This is a genomic window from uncultured Intestinimonas sp. (genome assembly GCF_944387245.1).
In the GTDB taxonomy this organism is placed as follows: Bacteria; Bacillota; Clostridia; order Oscillospirales; family Oscillospiraceae; genus Intestinimonas.
In genome coordinates, this window is the sequence record NZ_CALXEE010000046.1 from 1 (window position 1) to 17,628 (window position 17,628).

Annotated in this window: 19 protein-coding genes; 12 read left to right on the forward strand and 7 right to left on the reverse strand. The window is 62.6% G+C overall.

Features of this window, described 5'->3' with window-relative positions:
- Positions 1-72: 72 nt before the first annotated feature.
- On the reverse strand, positions 73-360 hold the full coding sequence (locus Q0K15_RS11115) for an IS3 family transposase (RefSeq protein WP_365933539.1): 288 nt from the start codon (positions 358-360) through the stop codon (positions 73-75).
- Positions 361-1,049: 689 nt separating this feature from the next.
- Between Q0K15_RS11115 and Q0K15_RS07285 the strand changes: the two genes are divergently transcribed.
- Both Q0K15_RS07285 and hcp read left to right on the forward strand, forming a co-directional pair.
- A complete protein-coding gene (locus tag Q0K15_RS07285; RefSeq protein ID WP_294514619.1) occupies positions 1,050-1,256 on the forward strand; it encodes a helix-turn-helix transcriptional regulator in 207 nt (68 codons plus the stop codon).
- Between the two features lie 186 nt (positions 1,257-1,442).
- Positions 1,443-3,083 (forward strand): hydroxylamine reductase, encoded by a 1,641-nt coding sequence (gene hcp, locus Q0K15_RS07290; RefSeq protein ID WP_294514622.1) that lies wholly within the window; start codon positions 1,443-1,445, stop codon positions 3,081-3,083.
- A 67-nt stretch (positions 3,084-3,150) separates the two neighbouring features.
- Here hcp and Q0K15_RS07295 read toward each other — a convergent pair whose 3' ends face one another.
- Together Q0K15_RS07295 and Q0K15_RS07300 are read right to left on the reverse strand one after the other, a co-directional pair.
- On the reverse strand, positions 3,151-3,822 hold the full coding sequence (locus Q0K15_RS07295; RefSeq protein ID WP_294514625.1) for a response regulator: 672 nt from the start codon (positions 3,820-3,822) through the stop codon (positions 3,151-3,153).
- Positions 3,823-3,853: 31 nt separating this feature from the next.
- The gene (locus Q0K15_RS07300) at positions 3,854-5,443 is read right to left on the reverse strand and encodes a sensor histidine kinase (RefSeq protein ID WP_294514628.1); all 1,590 of its coding nucleotides are present in this window, start codon (positions 5,441-5,443) and stop codon (positions 3,854-3,856) included.
- 157 nt (positions 5,444-5,600) lie between these two features.
- On the opposite strand from Q0K15_RS07300, the gene Q0K15_RS07305 reads away from it, so the two are divergent.
- The 8 genes from Q0K15_RS07305 to atpC all read left to right on the forward strand — a co-directional run bounded on the left by Q0K15_RS07305 (position 5,601) and on the right by atpC (position 11,977).
- Positions 5,601-6,302 (forward strand): F0F1 ATP synthase subunit A, encoded by a 702-nt coding sequence (locus Q0K15_RS07305; RefSeq protein WP_294514631.1) that lies wholly within the window; start codon positions 5,601-5,603, stop codon positions 6,300-6,302.
- 43 nt (positions 6,303-6,345) lie between these two features.
- Positions 6,346-6,564: an ATP synthase F0 subunit C gene (gene atpE, locus Q0K15_RS07310; protein WP_204740016.1), complete on the forward strand. Its 219-nt coding sequence runs from the start codon at positions 6,346-6,348 to the stop codon at positions 6,562-6,564.
- A 13-nt stretch (positions 6,565-6,577) separates the two neighbouring features.
- Complete coding sequence (gene atpF / locus Q0K15_RS07315) at positions 6,578-7,066, forward strand: F0F1 ATP synthase subunit B (protein WP_294514634.1); 489 nt, start codon at positions 6,578-6,580, stop codon at positions 7,064-7,066.
- Entirely contained in the window at positions 7,063-7,587 is a 525-nt protein-coding gene (gene atpH, locus Q0K15_RS07320; protein ID WP_294514638.1) for an ATP synthase F1 subunit delta, read from the forward strand. Before atpF ends, atpH begins: the two co-directional genes overlap by 4 nt.
- Positions 7,584-9,104 carry a F0F1 ATP synthase subunit alpha gene (atpA, locus tag Q0K15_RS07325; protein ID WP_294514642.1) on the forward strand — a complete coding sequence of 507 codons (1,521 nt, stop codon included), beginning with the start codon at positions 7,584-7,586 and terminating at the stop codon, positions 9,102-9,104. The genes atpH and atpA overlap by 4 nt, the downstream gene beginning before the upstream one ends.
- Complete coding sequence (gene atpG, locus Q0K15_RS07330) at positions 9,092-9,973, forward strand: ATP synthase F1 subunit gamma (RefSeq protein ID WP_294514645.1); 882 nt, start codon at positions 9,092-9,094, stop codon at positions 9,971-9,973. Before atpA ends, atpG begins: the two co-directional genes overlap by 13 nt.
- A gap of 199 nt (positions 9,974-10,172) precedes the next feature.
- Positions 10,173-11,573 carry a F0F1 ATP synthase subunit beta gene (atpD, locus tag Q0K15_RS07335; RefSeq protein WP_294514648.1) on the forward strand — a complete coding sequence of 467 codons (1,401 nt, stop codon included), beginning with the start codon at positions 10,173-10,175 and terminating at the stop codon, positions 11,571-11,573.
- Positions 11,573-11,977, forward strand: coding sequence for an ATP synthase F1 subunit epsilon (gene atpC, locus Q0K15_RS07340; RefSeq protein WP_294514651.1), 405 nt, complete (start codon positions 11,573-11,575; stop codon positions 11,975-11,977). Before atpD ends, atpC begins: the two co-directional genes overlap by 1 nt.
- A 97-nt stretch (positions 11,978-12,074) precedes the next feature.
- On the opposite strand, the gene Q0K15_RS07345 is transcribed toward atpC, so the two are convergent.
- Together Q0K15_RS07345 and Q0K15_RS07350 are read right to left on the reverse strand one after the other, a co-directional pair.
- Positions 12,075-12,554, reverse strand: a complete 480-nt coding sequence (locus tag Q0K15_RS07345; protein WP_294514654.1) for a TspO/MBR family protein — start codon at positions 12,552-12,554, stop codon at positions 12,075-12,077.
- Positions 12,555-12,615: 61 nt separating this feature from the next.
- Positions 12,616-13,155 carry a DUF4352 domain-containing protein gene (locus tag Q0K15_RS07350; protein ID WP_294514657.1) on the reverse strand — a complete coding sequence of 180 codons (540 nt, stop codon included), beginning with the start codon at positions 13,153-13,155 and terminating at the stop codon, positions 12,616-12,618.
- A 278-nt stretch (positions 13,156-13,433) separates the two neighbouring features.
- On the opposite strand from Q0K15_RS07350, the gene Q0K15_RS07355 reads away from it, so the two are divergent.
- Positions 13,434-13,904, forward strand: coding sequence for a cupin domain-containing protein (locus tag Q0K15_RS07355; RefSeq protein ID WP_294514660.1), 471 nt, complete (start codon positions 13,434-13,436; stop codon positions 13,902-13,904).
- Positions 13,905-13,935: 31 nt separating this feature from the next.
- Entirely contained in the window at positions 13,936-15,249 is a 1,314-nt protein-coding gene (gene brnQ, locus Q0K15_RS07360) for a branched-chain amino acid transport system II carrier protein (protein WP_294514663.1), read from the forward strand.
- A 44-nt stretch (positions 15,250-15,293) separates the two neighbouring features.
- Here the strand turns inward: brnQ and Q0K15_RS07365 are convergent, their stop codons facing one another.
- Together Q0K15_RS07365 and Q0K15_RS07370 are read right to left on the reverse strand one after the other, a co-directional pair.
- A complete protein-coding gene (locus Q0K15_RS07365; RefSeq protein ID WP_294514665.1) occupies positions 15,294-15,989 on the reverse strand; it encodes a response regulator transcription factor in 696 nt (231 codons plus the stop codon).
- Positions 15,982-17,403 (reverse strand): HAMP domain-containing sensor histidine kinase, encoded by a 1,422-nt coding sequence (locus tag Q0K15_RS07370; protein WP_294514668.1) that lies wholly within the window; start codon positions 17,401-17,403, stop codon positions 15,982-15,984. The genes Q0K15_RS07365 and Q0K15_RS07370 overlap by 8 nt, the downstream gene beginning before the upstream one ends.
- Positions 17,404-17,628 lie beyond the last annotated feature (225 nt).

The following is a 17,628-nucleotide window of genomic DNA, read 5'->3' on the forward strand; positions in this document are numbered from 1 at the left end:
GACTCGAAATCAGTTTGCGAGCAATCGCACGAGGGTTCGAATCCCTCCCGCTGCGCCAAGTCGCCGCGGACGTTATATCGTTCGCGGCGACTTTTTTATCAAAGCCACCTCCCACACGTTCCGCCGCCGGATCTCCGAAAGCAAACCGTATTTCTCCATGATACGCAGGATAGTCTTGGGATTGCGGTGAATGCCTCGCTTCTTCAGCTCCAGCCACATCCTGCGGTAGCCATACGTACGAAAGCTGCGCTCTCGCTGTTCCACGATGATTTCTGCAAGGGCCGCGTCTTTCTCCGGCCTGTCCAGACGATGGACGAAATCATAGTATCCGCTTCTGGATACCTGAAAAAAGCAACACATAACGGATACCGGATATTCATTTCTGTGCCGGTAGATTACGGCATATTTTGCCCTTGGCCTCACTTCCTTCCTGTGGAGCGTAGAAAATCCCGCAATAGCTCGTTTTCCAACTTTAGCCGTTTGTTCTCATACTTGTACTCCGCCAGTATTTTTGCAGGTTTACGCCCTCGTGCCTTCGGAAGGACAGGTTCCTTTAGCCCGCACTGAATAGCCCACCGACTGATTTCATACTCCCGGCTCAGCGCACATTGGCTTTCTCCTGCGCGGATTCGTGACACCACTTCTTCCCGTATCCCGACTGGATACTTTTTCATTCCTTTTTTCCCGGACATGGTAAGGCCCCCTAATGTAGTTTTATTTTCCTACATTAGGGGGCCTTTTGTCTATTGTCCGCTTTTACTGGACCGGTTCAAGTCGCTTCTGGAGACTTTTCTGTTCTATTCCTCCTCTGTGTCAGGGAAGCCGGGGAGAATGCTCAAATTGTCCTCCGGGGCGTTCACATACATGTCCTCACAGGTCTGCTAGGCGGCGATCAAAAGCTCGATGGCCTGCTCGGTAGCCCGGAACAATGTCAGATGCATCTCTTTATAATCGGGCATCCAATCACCTCATAGCCATTTTAACCTAAAACAGGTTAAAAATAAATAACCTGTTTTAGGTTATGCCATACTCTGTTCGAGGTGAATACCATGAACAGATTGCGGGATTTACGTGAAGATGCGGACTTGAACCAGACACAGGTAGCCCAATTTCTTGGCATGTCCCAAACAGGATATTCAAAGTATGAAACCGGGGAAAATGATATTCCCACTCAGGTTTTGATCAAGCTGGCTGCATTTTATAAAACCAGTACCGACTATATTCTGGGTGTCAGTGATCGGAGAGAACCTATCTGATAATGGCGGCGTGGAAGCTTGGCTCCACGCTGCTGTTTTTTCCTCTTCAGTTGGTGGAGAAATAAAACATGCTGCTTTGTTGGAATAACAACATACATTGCCGGGGAAGAATTGTATACTGCCCGAGTAGGATAAACAACGCGCCGGGGCAGCCCGGCCGCAGATACGACCAGGAGGACAGCACAAATGGAACACAATATGTTTTGCTATCAGTGTCAGGAGACCGCCGGCTGCACCGGCTGCACCAGAGTGGGTGTGTGTGGAAAGACCCCCGATGTGGCGGCCATGCAGGATCTGCTGGTCTATGTGACCAAGGGGCTCTCCGCAGTGACCACTGCCCTGCGGGCCCAGGGCGAGGAGATTCCGGCGGAGGTGAACCACCTCATCACCCTGAACCTCTTCACCACCATTACCAACGCCAACTTTGACAAGGAGGCCATTGAGGCCCGGATCACCGCCACCCTGGAGGTGAAGCGGGAGCTGCTGCCCAAGGTGCAGGAGCAGGAGCGCCTGCCCCAGGCCGCCCTTTGGGACGAGGCCGACGGCTGGGCGGAGAAGGCCGCTCAGGTGGGTGTCCTCTCCACTGAGAACGAGGACATCCGCTCTCTCCGGGAGCTCATCACCTATGGCCTGAAGGGCCTGTCCGCCTACTCCAAGCACGCCAACGCCCTGCTGCGGGACGACGGCGAGGTGGACGCCTTCCTGCAAAAGGCTCTGGCCGCCACCCTGGACGACAGCCTCACCGCCGACGACCTGGTGGCCCTCACCCTGGAGACGGGCAGCTACGGCGTGAAGGGCATGGCTCTGCTGGACGCGGCCAACACCGGGGCCTACGGCAATCCGGAGGTCACCAAGGTGAACATCGGCGTGGGCAAGAACCCCGGCATTCTGGTGTCGGGCCACGACCTGCGGGATTTGGAGATGCTGCTGGAGCAGACCCAGGGCACGGGGGTGGACGTGTACACCCACTCCGAGATGCTCCCCGCCCACTACTACCCCGCCTTCAAGAAGTACCCCAACTTTGTGGGCAACTACGGCAACGCCTGGTGGAAGCAGAAGGAGGAGTTTGAGTCCTTCCACGGCCCCATTCTCATGACCACAAACTGCATCGTGCCCCCCAAGGACAGCTACAAGGACCGGCTCTACACCACCGGCGCGGCGGGCTACCCCGGCTGCAAGCACATTCCCGGTGGCATCGGGGAGAAGAAGGACTTCTCCGCCCTCATTGAGCACGCCAAGAAGTGCGCCCCGCCCCAGGAGCTGGAGCAGGGGGAGATTGTGGGCGGCTTCGCCCACGCCCAGGTGCTGGCCCTGGCCGACCAGGTGGTGGACGCGGTGAAGAGCGGCGCCATCAAGAAGTTCGTGGTCATGGCCGGCTGCGACGGCCGCGCCAAGAGCCGGGAGTACTACACCGAGTTTGCCAAGGCTCTGCCCAAGGACGCCGTGATCCTCACCGCCGGCTGCGCCAAGTACAAGTACAACAAGCTGCCCCTGGGCGACATCAACGGCATCCCCCGTGTGCTGGACGCCGGCCAGTGCAACGACTCCTACTCTCTGGCCGTCATCGCCCTGAAGCTCAAAGAGGTCTTTGGGCTGGAGGACATCAACGACCTGCCCATCATCTACAACATCGCCTGGTATGAGCAGAAGGCGGTCATCGTGCTGCTGGCCCTGCTGTACCTGGGTGTGAAGAACATCCACCTGGGGCCCACCCTTCCCGCCTTCCTCAGCCCCAACGTGGCCAAGGTGCTGGTGGAGAACTTCGGTATCGCCGGAATCGGAACCGTGGAGGACGACCTGAAGCTGTTCTTCGGGGAGAACGCCTGAACCCACCTGGCGCTGTGCTGTTTCCAAGAAAAAAGACCGCCCATCGGGCGGTCTTTTTTCTGCCTTTTCAGTGCTGGGGACGGTAGAGCCGGCAGGGCCGGCCGCCGGTGTCGTAATTCACGGTGCTGCTGGCCTCGCCACGCTCCACCAGGTAGTTGACATATCGGCGTACCGTGACCACTGACAGACTGGTCTGCCGGGCGATGGTCTCGCTGGGCAGACCCTGGGGCGGTGCGTCCCGAAGACACTGACGGATCAGTTCCAGCGTGCTCTCCTGAAGGCCTTTGGGGGCGCTGTGGGTGGCCTGACCAGCGGGGGAGAAGAGCTTATCCAGGGCACCCTGGGTGACCTCGCCCCCCGCCACGGCCTCCCGGTGGCGGCAAAAGGTGTCCAGTGCCTGCTGGAAGCGCTCGCAGGTGAAGGGCTTGACCAGATAGTCCACCACCCCCAGCTTCAGCAGATGGTCCACCGTGGCCGTGTCATTGGCGGCGGTGACCATGATGGCGTCCACCGGAATGTCCCGGCGGCGCAGGGTCTGGAGAAGCTCCAGGCCGGTGAGGAGGGGCATGTAGACGTCCAGCACCACCAGGTCGGTGGGGTTCTGGGCCAGCCAGTCCAGGGCGGCCTGGCCGTCCTGGAAGGTTTGGACCACCCGGAACCGGGTATCCTTTTCGGTAAAGGTGCGGTCCAGGAGGGACACCATGGGGTCGTCCTCCACGATCACGACACGATACAACATCCGTTCACTCCTTGTTCTCTGGCGGGTATTCCTAACAGAAGCTGAGGAAGAACGACGTACCCACGCCGTTCTCCGACTCCACCCGGATCTCTCCGTGATAGGCCTCCACCACCTCCTGGACCAGGGACAGGCCGGTGCCCCGGCCCTTGCCCTTGGAGGTGGCACCCCGCTGGAACATGGTATTACGCAGGGCCGGAGGGACGCCGGGACCGGTGTCCTCCACGCACAGGAGGAGACTTTCCTCGCTCTCCCGGATGCTCACCGAGATCTCCTTGGTGCTGCTCCGGGACTGGTTGAGGACCTCAATGGCGTTTTCGATGAGATTGCCCAGAATGGTCACGTAGGCGTCCGGCGGCAGCCAGGGGCTGTCCTCGCTGAGGGCGCTCTCCCGGTCCAGCACCAGCCGGATGCCCAGCTCGTTGGCCCGGCTGGTCTTGCCCACCAGCAGGGCGGCCACCGAGGGCTGGTGGATCTGGCTCGTGATGCGGCCCACCGCCTCCCGGTGGGTCTGGGAGATGTCCATGATGTACTGCTGGGCCTTTTCCGGCTCACCGATCTGGAGCAGGCCCAGGATTACGTGAAGCTTGTTGAGAAATTCGTGGGTGTAGGCCCGCATGGCCTCCACCATGTGGCGCACGCCGGTGAGGTCGTCGGCCATGCGGGTGAGCTCGGTGCGGTTGCGGAAGATGCTCACCGCTCCAGCCAGACGGCCGTCTTCATAGAGGGGGAGGCGGTCGGCCAGCACCCGGATGGCCTTGAGGGAACTCATACTCACGTTGTACTCCGGCTGGCCGGTCCGCAGGATGCGGTCCAGGGTGGAGCGGGGATAGACCTCGTGGAGAGGGCGGCCCAGGACGGCAGTGCGGTCCAGGGAGAGCATCTCCGCCGCCGAATCGTTGAGGAAGATGACCGTCTGGTCGCCGTCGATGGCCAGGATGCCCTCCTCCAGGGCATCCAGAATGTCCTCACGATGGAGAAACTGGCGGGCAAAGGCGTCGGGCTCATAGCCCAGCAGGGACTCCTTGATGCGCCGGGAGAGGCGCTGGGCCAGCAGGGAGCCCAGCACGGCCGCCACCACGCCCACGGCGATGAGGCGCAGTGCGGTGCGCAGGGCCACCACCGCCATGCTGCGGAAGTAGACCCCCACGATGACGAAGCCGATCACATTGCCCGCTTCGTCCCGAATGGGGGCATAGGCCGAGTGGTCAGAGCCCATGGGGCCCGTCTCGTTGGAGGTGTAGGGGGCGGCGCCGGCCAGAGCCTCCGCCTGAGCCGTGCCGGAATAGGCGGTGCCGATGAGGCTCCGGTCGGGTACATAGAACAGGGTAGAGCTGGTGTCTCCCACCAGGATCAGGTCGATGTCCGAGGTTCGGAGGATGGTGTCATCCAGGTAGTCGGCCAGCTCATCGATGGACAGCTCGCCACGGAGGGCCTCCCGGATCATGGGCACCTGGGAGAGAATGGAGGCCGAGTTGAGCAGGTTGTTGTCCAGAGCGGTCTGCTCGCTGCGCAGGGAGAAGAAGAGGGTGCCCGCCAGGGAGAGGGCGATGGATACCACCACAATCACGAAGCTCAGATGGACCAGTTGGGCGCGGATGGACGGCTTTGCCTGTGTGTGCATTGGTTCCGCCTCCTTTTCTATCAGTATAGGAAAAATCCACGGCCCTGTCAAACCTGGCCGCCCGGAGGCGCCGCCTGTTTTCAATACTTTTTTTACTTTCGAAAGGGTTACAAAAAAACGGGAAAAGGAGTATGATGGCCCACGCGAAAACGAGGTGATGTGTTTGGATGCATTCAAGGAAACCCTGTTGGAGGAGCTGGGAACGCGCACCGTGTTCACCATTCCGCTGCTGGGGGGGATTCCGGTGGCGGAGTCGGTGGTGGTGTCATGGATCATCATGGCGGCGCTGATGATCGCCACGCTGCTCCTGACCCGGCGGCTCAGCGTGCGAAGTCCCGGCAAGGTGCAGGTCGCGCTGGAGAGCGCCGTGGAGTTCCTCAACGGCTTTGTCAAGACCAACATCGGCAGGCACTGGCGGCCCTTCGCCCCCTACCTGGGGACGGTGGCGCTGTATATCGCCCTGTCCAATCTCATCGGCATCTTCGGACTGACGCCCCCCACAAAGGACATCAACGTGACCGCCGCGCTGGCTCTCATGAGTATGGTGCTCATCTACGGCGCCCAGTTCCGGTACAACGGCCTGCTGGGAGGACTCAAAAAGTTCGCCGAGCCCATGCCCCTGCTGCTGCCCATCAACCTGATGGAGGTGGTTATCCGGCCCCTGGCCCTGTGTATGCGGCTCTTCGGCAACATCCTGGGCGCCTTTATCATCATGGAGATGCTCAAGTTCGTGGCGCCGGTGGTCCTGCCCGCCATTTTCAGTATCTACTTCGATCTCTTTGACGGAGTGATCCAGACCGTCGTCTTTGTGTTCCTCACCACCCTGTTTACCGGCGAGGGCATTAAAGAGGAAGAATAAGACCGGAAATCAGACGAATATCGATCAACAGGAGGAAATCATCATGTCTATTGGTATCATTGCTGCCGCCATCGCAGTTTTCACCGGCATCGGCGCCGGTATCGGCATCGGCTTCGCCACCGGCAAGGCCAGTGAGGCCATCGCCCGCCAGCCCGAGGCCTCCGGCAAGATCAACAGCGCCCTGCTGCTGGGCTGCGCCCTGGCGGAAGGTACCGCCATCTTCGGCTTCATCACCGCCCTGCTCATCATCTTCGTGGGTTAAGGGGGCGCCCCCGATGCTGGAGTTCCATCTTTCCAACATTCTGTTCACCATCATCAATCTGCTGGTCCTGCACGCCTTCCTGCGCAAGTTCCTCTTCGGGCGGGTCAATGCCGTGCTGGAGGCACGGGCTGCCCTGGTAAAGGAGCAGATCTCCTCCGCCGAGGAGAGCAACCGTCAGGCCGGAGAGCTGAGGACCCAGTACGAGACCAAGCTCACCGACGCCCACCAGGAGGCCGCCAAGCTGATGGCCGACGCCCAGAACCGGGCCCAGCGGGCCTACGAGGGCAAGCTGGCCCAGGCCGAAGCTGATGCCAGACAGCTGCGCAGCCAGGCGGAGACCCAGATCGCCGCCGAGCGGATGGCCATGCTGCGGGACGCCCGGAACGAGGTGGCCTCCCTGGCCCTGCTGGCCGCCGCCAAGGTGGCGGAGAAGGCCATGGCTGACGCGGGCGACCAGGCCATGGTGGACGAATTTCTCACGGAAGTGGGTGAGCAGACATGAGCGAGCTCGCCCGCCGTTACGCGGAGGCTCTCTACGAGGTGGCCCCTGATGAGGAGACCCTGCGTGCCACCGCCCAGGCCCTGATGGCGGACGGGACGCTGTGGGAATGTCTGTGTTCCCCCGCTGTGCAGCCCTGGGAGAAGGCCGGGGTGCTGTCCCGGCTGCCGGTTCTGGATGGCCGCGGCCTGCTGCTGAATTTTTATCGCCTGCTGGCGGAGAAGGGGCGCATGGCCCTGCTGCCCGACATCCTGGAGGCTTTCCGGGACCGGGCCCTGGCCCAGCGCGGGGCGGTCCGCTGCCGCCTGACCTGCGTCCGCCGGCCGGGAGAGGCGGAGCTGGAAAAGCTCAAAAAAGCGCTGTGCAAGCTCCACAAGAAGAAGGACATCGTCTTTGATATCCAGATGGACTCGTCCCTGGTGGGCGGCTTTACCCTGGAGCTGGAGGGCGTGACCTATGACAAGAGCGTCCGCGGGGCGCTCTCCGGCCTGAAACGGCAACTGGAAGAGAGGCGAATGGCATGAATACCAAACCGGAAGAGATCGTCTCCATCCTGCGGGAGGAGATTCAAGGATATGACGCCCGGGTCCGCCGGGATGAGACCGGCACCGTGCTGGAGGTGGGCGACGGCATCGCCACCGTATACGGCCTGGACAAGGCGGTGTACGGCGAGCTGGTGGAGCTGGACACCGGCGTCAAGGGCATGGTGATGAACCTGGCCCGGGACAGCGTGGGCGTGGTGCTGCTGGGCAGCGACGCCGGCGTGAAGGAGGGCACCGTGGTCAAGCGCACCGGTCGGGCCGCCGACGTCCCCGTGGGGGACGGCCTTATCGGCCGGGTGGTGGATGTGCTGGGGCGTCCCATCGACGGCCTGGGCCCCATCGAGACCACTGAGACCCGCCCCATTGAGCACGAGGCCAGCGGCGTGGTCAGCCGTGAGCCGGTGAACGTGCCCCTCCAGACCGGCATCCTGGCCATCGACGCCATGGTGCCCATCGGCCGGGGCCAGCGTGAGCTCATCATCGGCGACCGCCAGACCGGCAAGACGGCCATCGCCGTGGACGCCATCCTGAACCAGAAGGGCCAGGACGTCATCTGCATCTATGTGGCCATCGGCCAGAAGGCCTCCACCGTGGCCCGCATCCAGGACACCCTGAAGAAGCACGGGGCCATGGACTACTCCATCATCGTCTCTGCCACCGCCAGCGACTCCGCCCCTCTCCAGTACGTGGCGCCCTACTCCGGCGCCGCCATGGGCGAGTACTTCATGAGCAAGGGCAAGGACGTGCTCATCGTCTACGACGACCTCTCCAAGCACGCTGTGGCCTACCGGACCCTGTCTCTACTCCTCAAGCGGTCCCCCGGCCGTGAGGCCTACCCCGGCGACGTGTTCTACCTCCACTCCCGCCTGCTGGAGCGGGCCTGCCGCCTGACCAAGGAGTACGGCGGCGGCTCTATGACCGCCCTGCCCATCATTGAGACCCAGGCCGGCGACGTGTCCGCCTACATCCCCACCAACGTCATCTCTATCACCGACGGCCAGATCTATCTGGAAAACGACCTCTTCTTCGCCGGCCAGCGGCCCGCCGTCAACGTGGGCCTCTCCGTGTCCCGTGTGGGCGGCTCCGCCCAGACCCGGGCCATCAAAAAGACCGCCGGCACCCTGCGTATCGACCTGGCCCGGTTCCGGGAGCTGGAGGTGTTCACCCAGTTCGCCTCCGACCTGGACAGCGCCACCCAGCAGACTCTGGACCATGGCCGCCGTCTGCTGGAGCTGCTCAAGCAGCCCCTCTACCACCCCATGCCGGTGAGCCGTCAGGCCATCATCCTCTATGTGGCCACCAACGGCCTGGTGGACGATGTACCCCTGGACAAGGTGCGCTCCTTCGTCCTGGACTTCGCCCAGGAGATGGAGAACGAGCACGCCGATGTGGTGGAGACGATCCAGTCCACCGGCAATCTGAGCGGTCCCGCCATTGAGACCATCCGCTCTGTGCTGGAGGACGCCAAGAAGCGGGTGAGCGCCACATGGCAAGCATAAAAGAGATCCGGACCCACATCAAGAGCGTGGAGCAGACCTTAAAGATCACCAACGCCATGTATCTTATCTCCTCCTCCAACCTGCGCAAGGCCCGGAAGCAGCTCAATGATGTGGAACCCTACTTTCAGAAGATCGAGTCCACCCTCTCCGACATCCTTCATCACTCCGAGGAGATCAACCACCGCTTTTTCGACAAGCGGCCGGAGATCCCGCCGGAGAAGCGGAAGGTGGGCTATATCGTGGTGGCCGGCGACAAGGGCCTGGCCGGCGCTTACAACCACAACATCCTGAAGCTGGCGGAGGAGAAGATGGCGGGCTGCGCCAATCCCAGCCTCTTTGTGGTGGGGCAGGCGGGCCGTTCCTACTCCCAGGAGCACGGCATCCCCATCGATGTGGAGTTCCTCTACACCGCCCAGGACCCCAACGTGGGCCGGGCCCGGGATATCGCCGAGCTGATGATGGACCTCTATCTGGAGGGACAGCTGGACGAGGTATACATCCTCTTTACCAAGATGATCAACACCTTCCGCATGGAGCCCACCGTCCACCGGCTGCTGCCCCTGGAGCGGGACTCCTTCCCCGTCTATGAGAAGAACCGTGACTGCTACAACCGGGATGTGGTCTACATCCCCTCGGTGAAGGCGGTCATGGACCGCTTGGTCCCCGGCTATATCAAGGGGGACATTTTCGGCGCCCTGGTGGAGTCCTACTGCTCGGAGCAGAACGCCCGAATGACCGCCATGAAGTCCTCCAGCGACAACGCCCGGGCCATGCTGCAAAACCTGAACCTCTCCTACAACCGGGCCCGTCAGGCCGCCATCACCCAGGAGATCACCGAGGTGGTGGGCGGCGCCCAGGCGGCTCTATAGCCGTCCAGGGGGATAAAATCCCTCCTGGATACGGCGGCAGTTCCAGAAGAAACTGCCGCCGATACCTCCCTCACCCGCGCACGGCGCGGGTGGTTGCGGCCGCCGCGGCCACAAGTTGAGGTGTGCTGCGCAGGCGCATGTCCTGCTCCGCACGGATTACGTTTTTTCCAATGCTGAACGCCCGAAAGGGGATTACCATATGAGTCAAAACAAAGGGACAATCGTACAGGTCATGGGCCCTGTGGTGGACGTGGCCTTTACCAGCGGCGTCCTGCCCGAGATCAAGGAGGCCCTGGAGGTGGAGCTGGACGGCAAGCGCCAGGTCATGGAGGTGGCCCAGCACACCGGCGGCGACACCGTCCGCTGCATCATGCTCTCCCCCAGTGAGGGCCTGGGCCGGGGCATGGAGGTCACTGCCACCGGCGCCCCCATCTCCGTGCCCGTGGGCGAGGGCGTGCTGGGGCGTATGTTCAACGTCCTGGGCGACGCCATCGACGAGAAGGGACCGGTAAAGACCAAGGAGACCTGGTCCATCCACCGCCAGCCCCCCGCCTTTGAGAACCAGCGCCCCGTGGTGGACATCTTCGAGACCGGCATCAAGGTCATCGACCTGCTGGCCCCCTACGCCAAGGGCGGCAAGATCGGCCTCTTCGGCGGCGCCGGCGTGGGCAAGACGGTGCTCATCCAGGAGCTCATCCACAACATCGCCACCGAGCACGGCGGCTACTCCATCTTCACCGGCGTGGGCGAGCGGACCCGTGAGGGCAACGACCTGTGGCGGGAGATGACCGAGTCCGGCGTCATTGAGAAGACCGCCCTGGTCTTCGGCCAGATGAACGAGCCCCCGGGAGCCCGTATGCGGGTGGCACTCACCGGCCTCACCATGGCCGAGTACTTCCGGGATCAGGAGAAGCAGGACGTGCTGCTCTTCATCGACAACATCTTCCGCTATGTCCAGGCCGGTTCCGAGGTCTCCGCCCTCATGGGCCGGATGCCCTCCGCCGTGGGCTACCAGCCCACCCTGGCCAACGAGATGGGCGCCCTCCAGGAGCGCATCACCTCCACCAAGGACGGGTCCATCACCTCGGTGCAGGCGGTGTACGTCCCCGCCGATGACCTCACCGACCCTGCCCCCGCCACCACCTTCGCCCACCTGGACGCCACCACCGTCCTCTCACGTAAGATTGTAGAGCAGGGCATCTACCCCGCCGTGGACCCCCTGGAGTCCACCTCCCGCATCCTGGAGCCCGACGTGGTGGGTGAGCGGCACTACAAGATCGCCCGTGGCACCCAGGAGCTGCTCCAGCGCTACCGGGAGCTCCAGGACATCATCGCCATCCTGGGCATGGAGGAGCTCAGCGAGGAGGACCGGCGCACCGTAGAGCGGTCCCGCCGCATCCAGCAGTTCTTCTCCCAGCCCTTCTCGGTGGCCGAGCAGTTCACCGGCCTGGAGGGCCGCTATGTAAAGCTGGAGGACACCCTCCGCTCCTTCGAGACCATCCTGGGCGGTGAGCTGGACAAGTACCCCGAGGCCGCCTTCAGCAACGTGGGCAACGTGGACGAGGTCATCGCCAAGGCCAAGAAGATGGGGGCGGTCTGATGGCCGGGGAGAACACCTTCTACCTGGAGATCATCACCCCCGAGCGGCAGTTCTACATTGGCCCCGCCGAGGCCCTGGTGCTCCCGGCGGTGGACGGCCAGATGGGAGTCTATCCCGGCCATGAGCCGGCGGTCACCGCCGTGGAGCCGGGAGAGCTGCGCTACAAGGCCGAAGGGAAGTGGGAGCCCGCCGCCGTGGGCGCCGGCTTCGCCGAGATCAAGCCGGACTATGTGATATTGCTGGTGGGCTTTGCCGAGCACCCGGAGGAGATCGACCGCAAGCGGGCCGAGGCCGCCAAGGAGCGGGCCGAGGAGCGCCTGCGTCAGAAGCAGAGCATCCACGAGTACTACCACTCCAAGGCCGCCCTGGCCCGGGCCATGGCCCGTCTGAAGGCCCGGCGCTGAGTGCGCAGGTGCATATCTTCTGGAACATAATAGAATGAAAAAGCCCGCGGGTCCTGATATCAGGACCCGCGGGTTTTTTCATGGAAGTGAAACGCGGTCAGTTCAGCAGCCAGACCCCAAGGTTCAGGTAGGCGGCGAAGGTCACCCACAGGAGGTAGGGGAGCTGGAGCCAGGCGGCCCATTTGTCCACCTGGCGGAAGGTGAGGAGCATCCACAGGATCAGCGCCCACAGGACCAGCAGCCACAGCAGGGCGAAGCCGAAGGCCTGGAGGTTGAAGAAGAGGAGGCTCCAACAGAAATTGAAGGCCAGCTGGACGCCGAAGATGGCCAGGCCCCGGGTCCGGGCCCCGGAGGGCGGCGCACGCCACACCCGGGCGGCGCTGATGCCCATCAGGGCAAAGAGGATGCCCCAGACCACGGGAAAGACCACGGCCGGCGGTGAGAGTGGCGGCTGCACGATGGTGGTGCTGTAGGTCTTGGCCCCATCCCGGGTCAGCCAGCCGGAGAGGGCGCCCACGCCCTCCGCGATCAGAATGCCGATGATGTCTGTGAGCAGGACGTTCTTTCGTTCACCCATATCATTCACCCGGGCATAGTATATGCCCAAAGGCACGGCCTATGCGGGAAAGAGATGGAATTTACGCCTGGTCGTCCGCAGTGAAGTAGACGAAGAAGGTGTCTCCCTCCTCACCCTCCGCGGTGCCGTCGTCAAAGAGCTCCAGATAGGAGATGGAGAAGTCGGTCTCCCCGTCGGGGACCTCAAAGACCAGCAGACCGGTGCGCTCCTCGTCCACCGCCAGCTCGTACTCGGTGGGCAGCTGCTGGTCGGAGACGGCGTCGGTGTAGTAGGTGATGGGGACGTCGTAGGCGTCCTCGGTCTCGTCACTCCACTGAACCTGGAAGTCGGTGTCGTACATGGGGATGCTCTCACGGTGGGTGTTTTTGACGGTCACGTCGGCCACCAGCAGCCGGTAGCCCTCCAGAATGGGGGCGTATCCCTCATAGGTATCGCAAAGGTAGGCGCCGTTGACAGTGAAGTCGAAGAAATAGGTATGCATGGTGTCGCCCAGACGGCCCTCAGCGTAGCCGTCCTTGGCGTAGCCGGTTTTGTCGCCGCAGCCCGTGAGCAGGGACAGACTCAGTGCGCCCAGAACAAAAATGGTTCCCAAACGTCTCATAGCATTTCCTCTTTTCTCCTCTGTAATTCTACGGCGGAGCATGCCGCAAACCACTTTCATTGTAACAGAGAAGAGAAAAAAAGAAAGCCCCATTTTTTCCACATCGTGCAAATTGCGCCCGAATTCCTGAGAAAAACTGGGTGTTCTGGCTGAGAAAGTACAATAAACATGTGAAAAAAGCAAAAAACCGGGAAAAGTGACGTGAGGAAATTGACAAAGCCGGGCGGGTATAGTAGCATGGAGGCACAGCAAATTGCCGAAAAGGGAGGAAGAGGACAATGGAGCGGGAGACTTTGATCCGGTGCCTGGGGCTGGAGCCCCACGTGGAGGGCGGCTGTTACCGCCGGGTGTATGAGAGCGGCGTGCATCTGCCGGACGGGACCCGGAGCGCCTCGGCCATCTACTACCTGCTGGGCGCGGAGGAGCGGTCCCGGCTCCATCGGGTGGGAAGGGACGAGCTCTGGTGCTGGCACAGCGGCCGGAGCCTGGATCTCTGGTTTGTGGGGGAGGAGGGCGTCACTGTGCGCCGCCTGGGCCCCGACGTGGAAAAGGGAGAGTTCCCTCAGCTCCTGGCGCCGGGGGACATGGTCTTCGGGGCGCTGCCTGTGGAGGGACCGGGAGAGGACTACACGCTGGTCACCTGCGTGGTGACCCCGGAATTTACGGAGGACGTTTATCATCTCCTCACCCCTGACGAGGTGGTGGAGCTGGCGGAGCGGTGGCGGCTGCCGGAGGCCTTTTTGGGATGAGAGGGACCCGATGGGTTCTGAAGGAGGAGCTATGAAGAAATTGAGCAAGCGGGTCCAGTTGTTGCTGGGATTCACCCTGTTTTCCATGTTTTTCGGCGCGGGCAACCTGATCTTTCCCCCCAGTGTGGGCGCCCAGGCAGGAGATCTCACCTGGCTGGCCATGGTGGGTATGGCGGTGAGCGCCGTGGGTCTCCCTGTGCTGGGAGTGGTGGCGGTGGCCCTCTCCGGCGGCCTGGATACCCTGGGCGACCGGGTCCATCCCCTCTTTTCCAGAATCTTTACCATTGTGGCCTATCTGGCCATTGGTCCCTGCCTGGCCATCCCCAGGACGGCCAGTACCTCCTTTGAGATGGCGGTGCCTCCCTTTGTAGGGGCGGACGCGCCCATTGGGATGTTCCAGATCCTCTATTCTCTGGTGTTTTTCGCCCTGGCCCTGGTGGTGGCGCTGCGGCCGGAGAAGCTCACCGACCGCCTGGGAAAGATCATGTGTCCCATCCTGCTCCTCCTCATCGTGGTCACCTTCGTCGGAAGCCTGGTGGACCCCCTGGAGGGCTACGGTGCGCCCCAGAGTGAGCTGTACGCCGCCGCTCCGGTGGCCCGGGGCTTCCTGGACGGCTACCAGACCATGGACACCATCGCCGCCCTGGTCTTTGGCATCATCATCGCGCTGAACATTCGGGCCAGAGGCGTGGAGGAGGACGGCGACGTGGTGCGCTACACCGTGCGGGCCGGCTGGATGGCGGGGGTGCTGCTGCTGGTGGTGTACGCCATGTTGGCCCACATCGGCGCCCTGTCCGGCGGCGCCTTTCCGGGGGCCACCAACGGCGCTGAGGTGCTGACCAACCTGGTCCCCGCCCTCTTCGGCACGCCGGGGAGCGTCCTGCTGGCCGCTATCTTCGTGATCGCCTGCTTCAACGTGTGCGTGGGGCTCATCAGCTCCTGCGCCGAATACTTCAACGTGATCTGCCCCAAACTCTCCTACCGGACCTGGGCTGTCCTCTTCGCGGCGGTGAGCATGCTCATCGCCAACGCCGGCCTGGACCTCATCCTCCGGATCTCCGTTCCGGTGCTGAGCATCATCTACCCGGTGGCCATCGCTCTGATCGCTCTGGCTCTGCTCCACGGCTTGGTGGGACGGCGGCCCCTGGTCTATCCGGTCACCGTCCTCTTCACCGGCGTGGCCAGCATCCTCTATACCATGCGGGATCTGGGGGCCTTGCCGGTCGCTCTGGCCGACCTGCTGGGGGCGCTGCCCCTGGCCGCCCAGGGCCTGGGGTGGCTTCTGCCGGCCCTGGTGGGCATGGTGGCGGGGCTGTTCCTTCCCCAGAGAGCTACACAGAGCTGAAACAGAAAAAATCCGTCCGTCATTGCTGACGGACGGATTTTTTGTCATGCGTTGAGCCGGTAGCCTGCGCCCCACACCGTCTCGATGATCTTGGGGTGGGCGGGGTCGTCCTCGATTTTCTCCCGGATACGTCCGATGTGGACGGTGACGGTGGCGCTGTCCCCCACGTAGTCGTAGCCCCAGATGGTTTCAAAGAGGTGCTCCTTGGAGAAGACGATGTTGGGGTTCTCCGCCAGAAATTTGAGGAGCATGAACTCCCGGTTGGGCATTTTAAGCTCCCGGCCGGCCTTGTAGACCTTCCAGCTGCGGGGGAAAATCTGGAGGTCCCCCACGGTGAGGACGTCATCGTCCGCTTTTTTCCCGGCGCTCCCGGTGAGACGGGCGTAGCGGTTGAGGTGGGCCTTCACCCGGGCCACCAGCTCGGCGGGGTCGAAGGGTTTTGCGATGTAGTCGTCGGCCCCCAGGCCCAGGCCACGGATCTTGTCCACCGAGTCGGTGCGGGCGGTGACCATGAGGATGGGGACGTCCACCTGGTCCCGGATGCGCCGGCACACGTCGTAGCCGTTGCAGCCCGGCAGCATCAGGTCCAGTAAGATCAGGTCAAAGGTCCGGGTGAGGGCGGCGGACACCGCCCCCTCGCCGTCGGAGACGGTCCGGGTCTGAAAGCCTTCGATCTCCAGGTAGTCCTGCTCCAGCATGGCGATTTCCGGGTCGTCCTCCACGATTAGTATGTCAGGCATGGTCGCTTTCCTCCTCCTCACAGGGCAGGGCGATGTCGAAGACCAGACCGCCGTCATTCCGGGCGGAGATGGTCCCGCCGTGGGCCTCGATGATGTATTTGACGATGTAGAGCCCCAGGCCGCTGCCCTCGCCGGACTGCCCGCCCCGGGACTGGTCCCCCCGCCAGAACTGCTCAAAGAGATGGGGGAGGGCCTCCTCGGGCACGCCGCAGCCGTTGTCGGCGAAGCGCAGGTGCTCTCTGTCCCGCTCCCGCCAGAGGGTAAGGGTCAGGACCAGGGCCTCTGCGCCGGTGTAGCGGACGGCGTTGTCGGTGAGGTTGGTGAGGACCCGGTACAGCTGCTCGGTGTCGATGCGCACCGGGTGGGGGGCCGGGGCGCCCCTGACCAGAAATTTCCCGCCCCGCTGCTCCAGATCCCCGGCGGTGTCCCGGACGAAGCCGCGGACGAATTCCCCTAAATCGGCTCGGACAGGGAAGAGGGGCAGGTTTCCGGTCTCCAGTTTGGAGAAGTAAAAGAGCCGCTGGAGCAGCACGTCCATGTCGCAGGCCTTGCGATAGGCGATGTCCAGATACTGGGCCTGCTTGGCGGGGGTGTTGGCCACCCCGTCCCGCAGCCCCTTGATGTAGCCCTTCACCGAGGTGAGGGGGGTGCGCAGGTCGTGGGAGATCCCCGCTACCAGGTCGGTACGGGCCCGCTCATAGGCCGCGTTCTTTTCACGCTCCTGAAGAAGGTGGTGCTGCATGTGCTCAAAGGCGGCACACACCGCCGTAAACTCGTCCTGACCGTCGTAGCCCACCGGCTGTGAGTAATCCCCTGCCTCAATGCGGCGGGCGGCGTCGGTGAGGGCGTTGACAGGGCGGAGAATATGCTTGAGCTGAAAGTGGGTGGAGACCATGGACAAGAGGACGATGACCACGATGGCGGTGGCGCCGATGAGGAGCACCGACAGCAGCACCGCCTCGGTCTGCACCCGCTGCCGTCCAAAGACCTTGGGCATGTTGGGTTCTCCCATGGCCAGAATGGTGTAGGGCCCGGAGCGCATCCCGATCACCAGGGCGCCGCCCATCCACAGGGTGGCGGGCTCACCGGAGGGCCAGCTGGTGGAGCGGGGGAGCTGCCGGAGCAGGTCGGTCTGGATGGGCGCCATGGAGGAATAGACCTCCGCGCCGTTCAGAGAGACGTACAGCGCATAGCCCAGGTCCTTGAGCCGCTGGTTCAGATCCTCCCAGGAACTGGGGTTTTCCAGCCACTGTGTCATGGCTTTCTGAACCTTAGGGGCGTTGTCGTCCACCACCGGAGGGCGCTCCATGTAGTGGTCGTTCACACTCCGGATCACTGCGCCGCTGACGATGAGCAGGGCGGTGAGGGCGATCATGACCACCACGGCATTGTAAAGAAAAATCCGCCGCTTCATCGCCGGCCCTCCTCCCTGTGTCTGATGTAAGATTACTTTATTATATTAGGCCGGGATTGTAAACACGGGGAGGAGAAATTCTAAACTTTTCAGAAACAACACCGACAAAACAAAAAACCCGTTTCCTTTCGGAAACGAGTTTCTTGCTTCACTCTCTTGTGATGGTGGAGATAAGCGGGATCGAACCGCTGACCTCTTGAATGCCATTCAAGCGCTCTCCCAGCT

Excerpts from the sequence above, each read along its gene's own strand:
- Q0K15_RS07370 (WP_294514668.1), bottom strand. The coding sequence starts at position 17,403 with ATGAAGCGGCGGATTTTTCTTTACAATGCCGTGGTGGTCATGATCGCC.
- Q0K15_RS07285 (WP_294514619.1), top strand. The coding sequence starts at position 1,050 with ATGAACAGATTGCGGGATTTACGTGAAGATGCGGACTTGAACCAGACA.
- atpA (WP_294514642.1), top strand. The coding sequence starts at position 7,584 with ATGAATACCAAACCGGAAGAGATCGTCTCCATCCTGCGGGAGGAGATT.
- atpG (WP_294514645.1), top strand. The coding sequence starts at position 9,092 with ATGGCAAGCATAAAAGAGATCCGGACCCACATCAAGAGCGTGGAGCAG.
- Q0K15_RS07345 (WP_294514654.1), bottom strand. The coding sequence starts at position 12,554 with ATGGGTGAACGAAAGAACGTCCTGCTCACAGACATCATCGGCATTCTG.
- Q0K15_RS07300 (WP_294514628.1), bottom strand. The coding sequence starts at position 5,443 with ATGCACACACAGGCAAAGCCGTCCATCCGCGCCCAACTGGTCCATCTG.
- Q0K15_RS07355 (WP_294514660.1), top strand. The coding sequence starts at position 13,434 with ATGGAGCGGGAGACTTTGATCCGGTGCCTGGGGCTGGAGCCCCACGTG.
- hcp (WP_294514622.1), top strand. The coding sequence starts at position 1,443 with ATGGAACACAATATGTTTTGCTATCAGTGTCAGGAGACCGCCGGCTGC.
- atpD (WP_294514648.1), top strand. The coding sequence starts at position 10,173 with ATGAGTCAAAACAAAGGGACAATCGTACAGGTCATGGGCCCTGTGGTG.
- Q0K15_RS07295 (WP_294514625.1), bottom strand. The coding sequence starts at position 3,822 with ATGTTGTATCGTGTCGTGATCGTGGAGGACGACCCCATGGTGTCCCTC.
- atpE (WP_204740016.1), top strand. The coding sequence starts at position 6,346 with ATGTCTATTGGTATCATTGCTGCCGCCATCGCAGTTTTCACCGGCATC.
- atpC (WP_294514651.1), top strand. The coding sequence starts at position 11,573 with ATGGCCGGGGAGAACACCTTCTACCTGGAGATCATCACCCCCGAGCGG.
- Q0K15_RS07350 (WP_294514657.1), bottom strand. The coding sequence starts at position 13,155 with ATGAGACGTTTGGGAACCATTTTTGTTCTGGGCGCACTGAGTCTGTCC.
- atpF (WP_294514634.1), top strand. The coding sequence starts at position 6,578 with ATGCTGGAGTTCCATCTTTCCAACATTCTGTTCACCATCATCAATCTG.
- atpH (WP_294514638.1), top strand. The coding sequence starts at position 7,063 with ATGAGCGAGCTCGCCCGCCGTTACGCGGAGGCTCTCTACGAGGTGGCC.
- Q0K15_RS11115 (WP_365933539.1), bottom strand. The coding sequence starts at position 360 with ATGTGTTGCTTTTTTCAGGTATCCAGAAGCGGATACTATGATTTCGTC.
- brnQ (WP_294514663.1), top strand. The coding sequence starts at position 13,936 with ATGAAGAAATTGAGCAAGCGGGTCCAGTTGTTGCTGGGATTCACCCTG.
- Q0K15_RS07365 (WP_294514665.1), bottom strand. The coding sequence starts at position 15,989 with ATGCCTGACATACTAATCGTGGAGGACGACCCGGAAATCGCCATGCTG.
- Q0K15_RS07305 (WP_294514631.1), top strand. The coding sequence starts at position 5,601 with ATGTGTTTGGATGCATTCAAGGAAACCCTGTTGGAGGAGCTGGGAACG.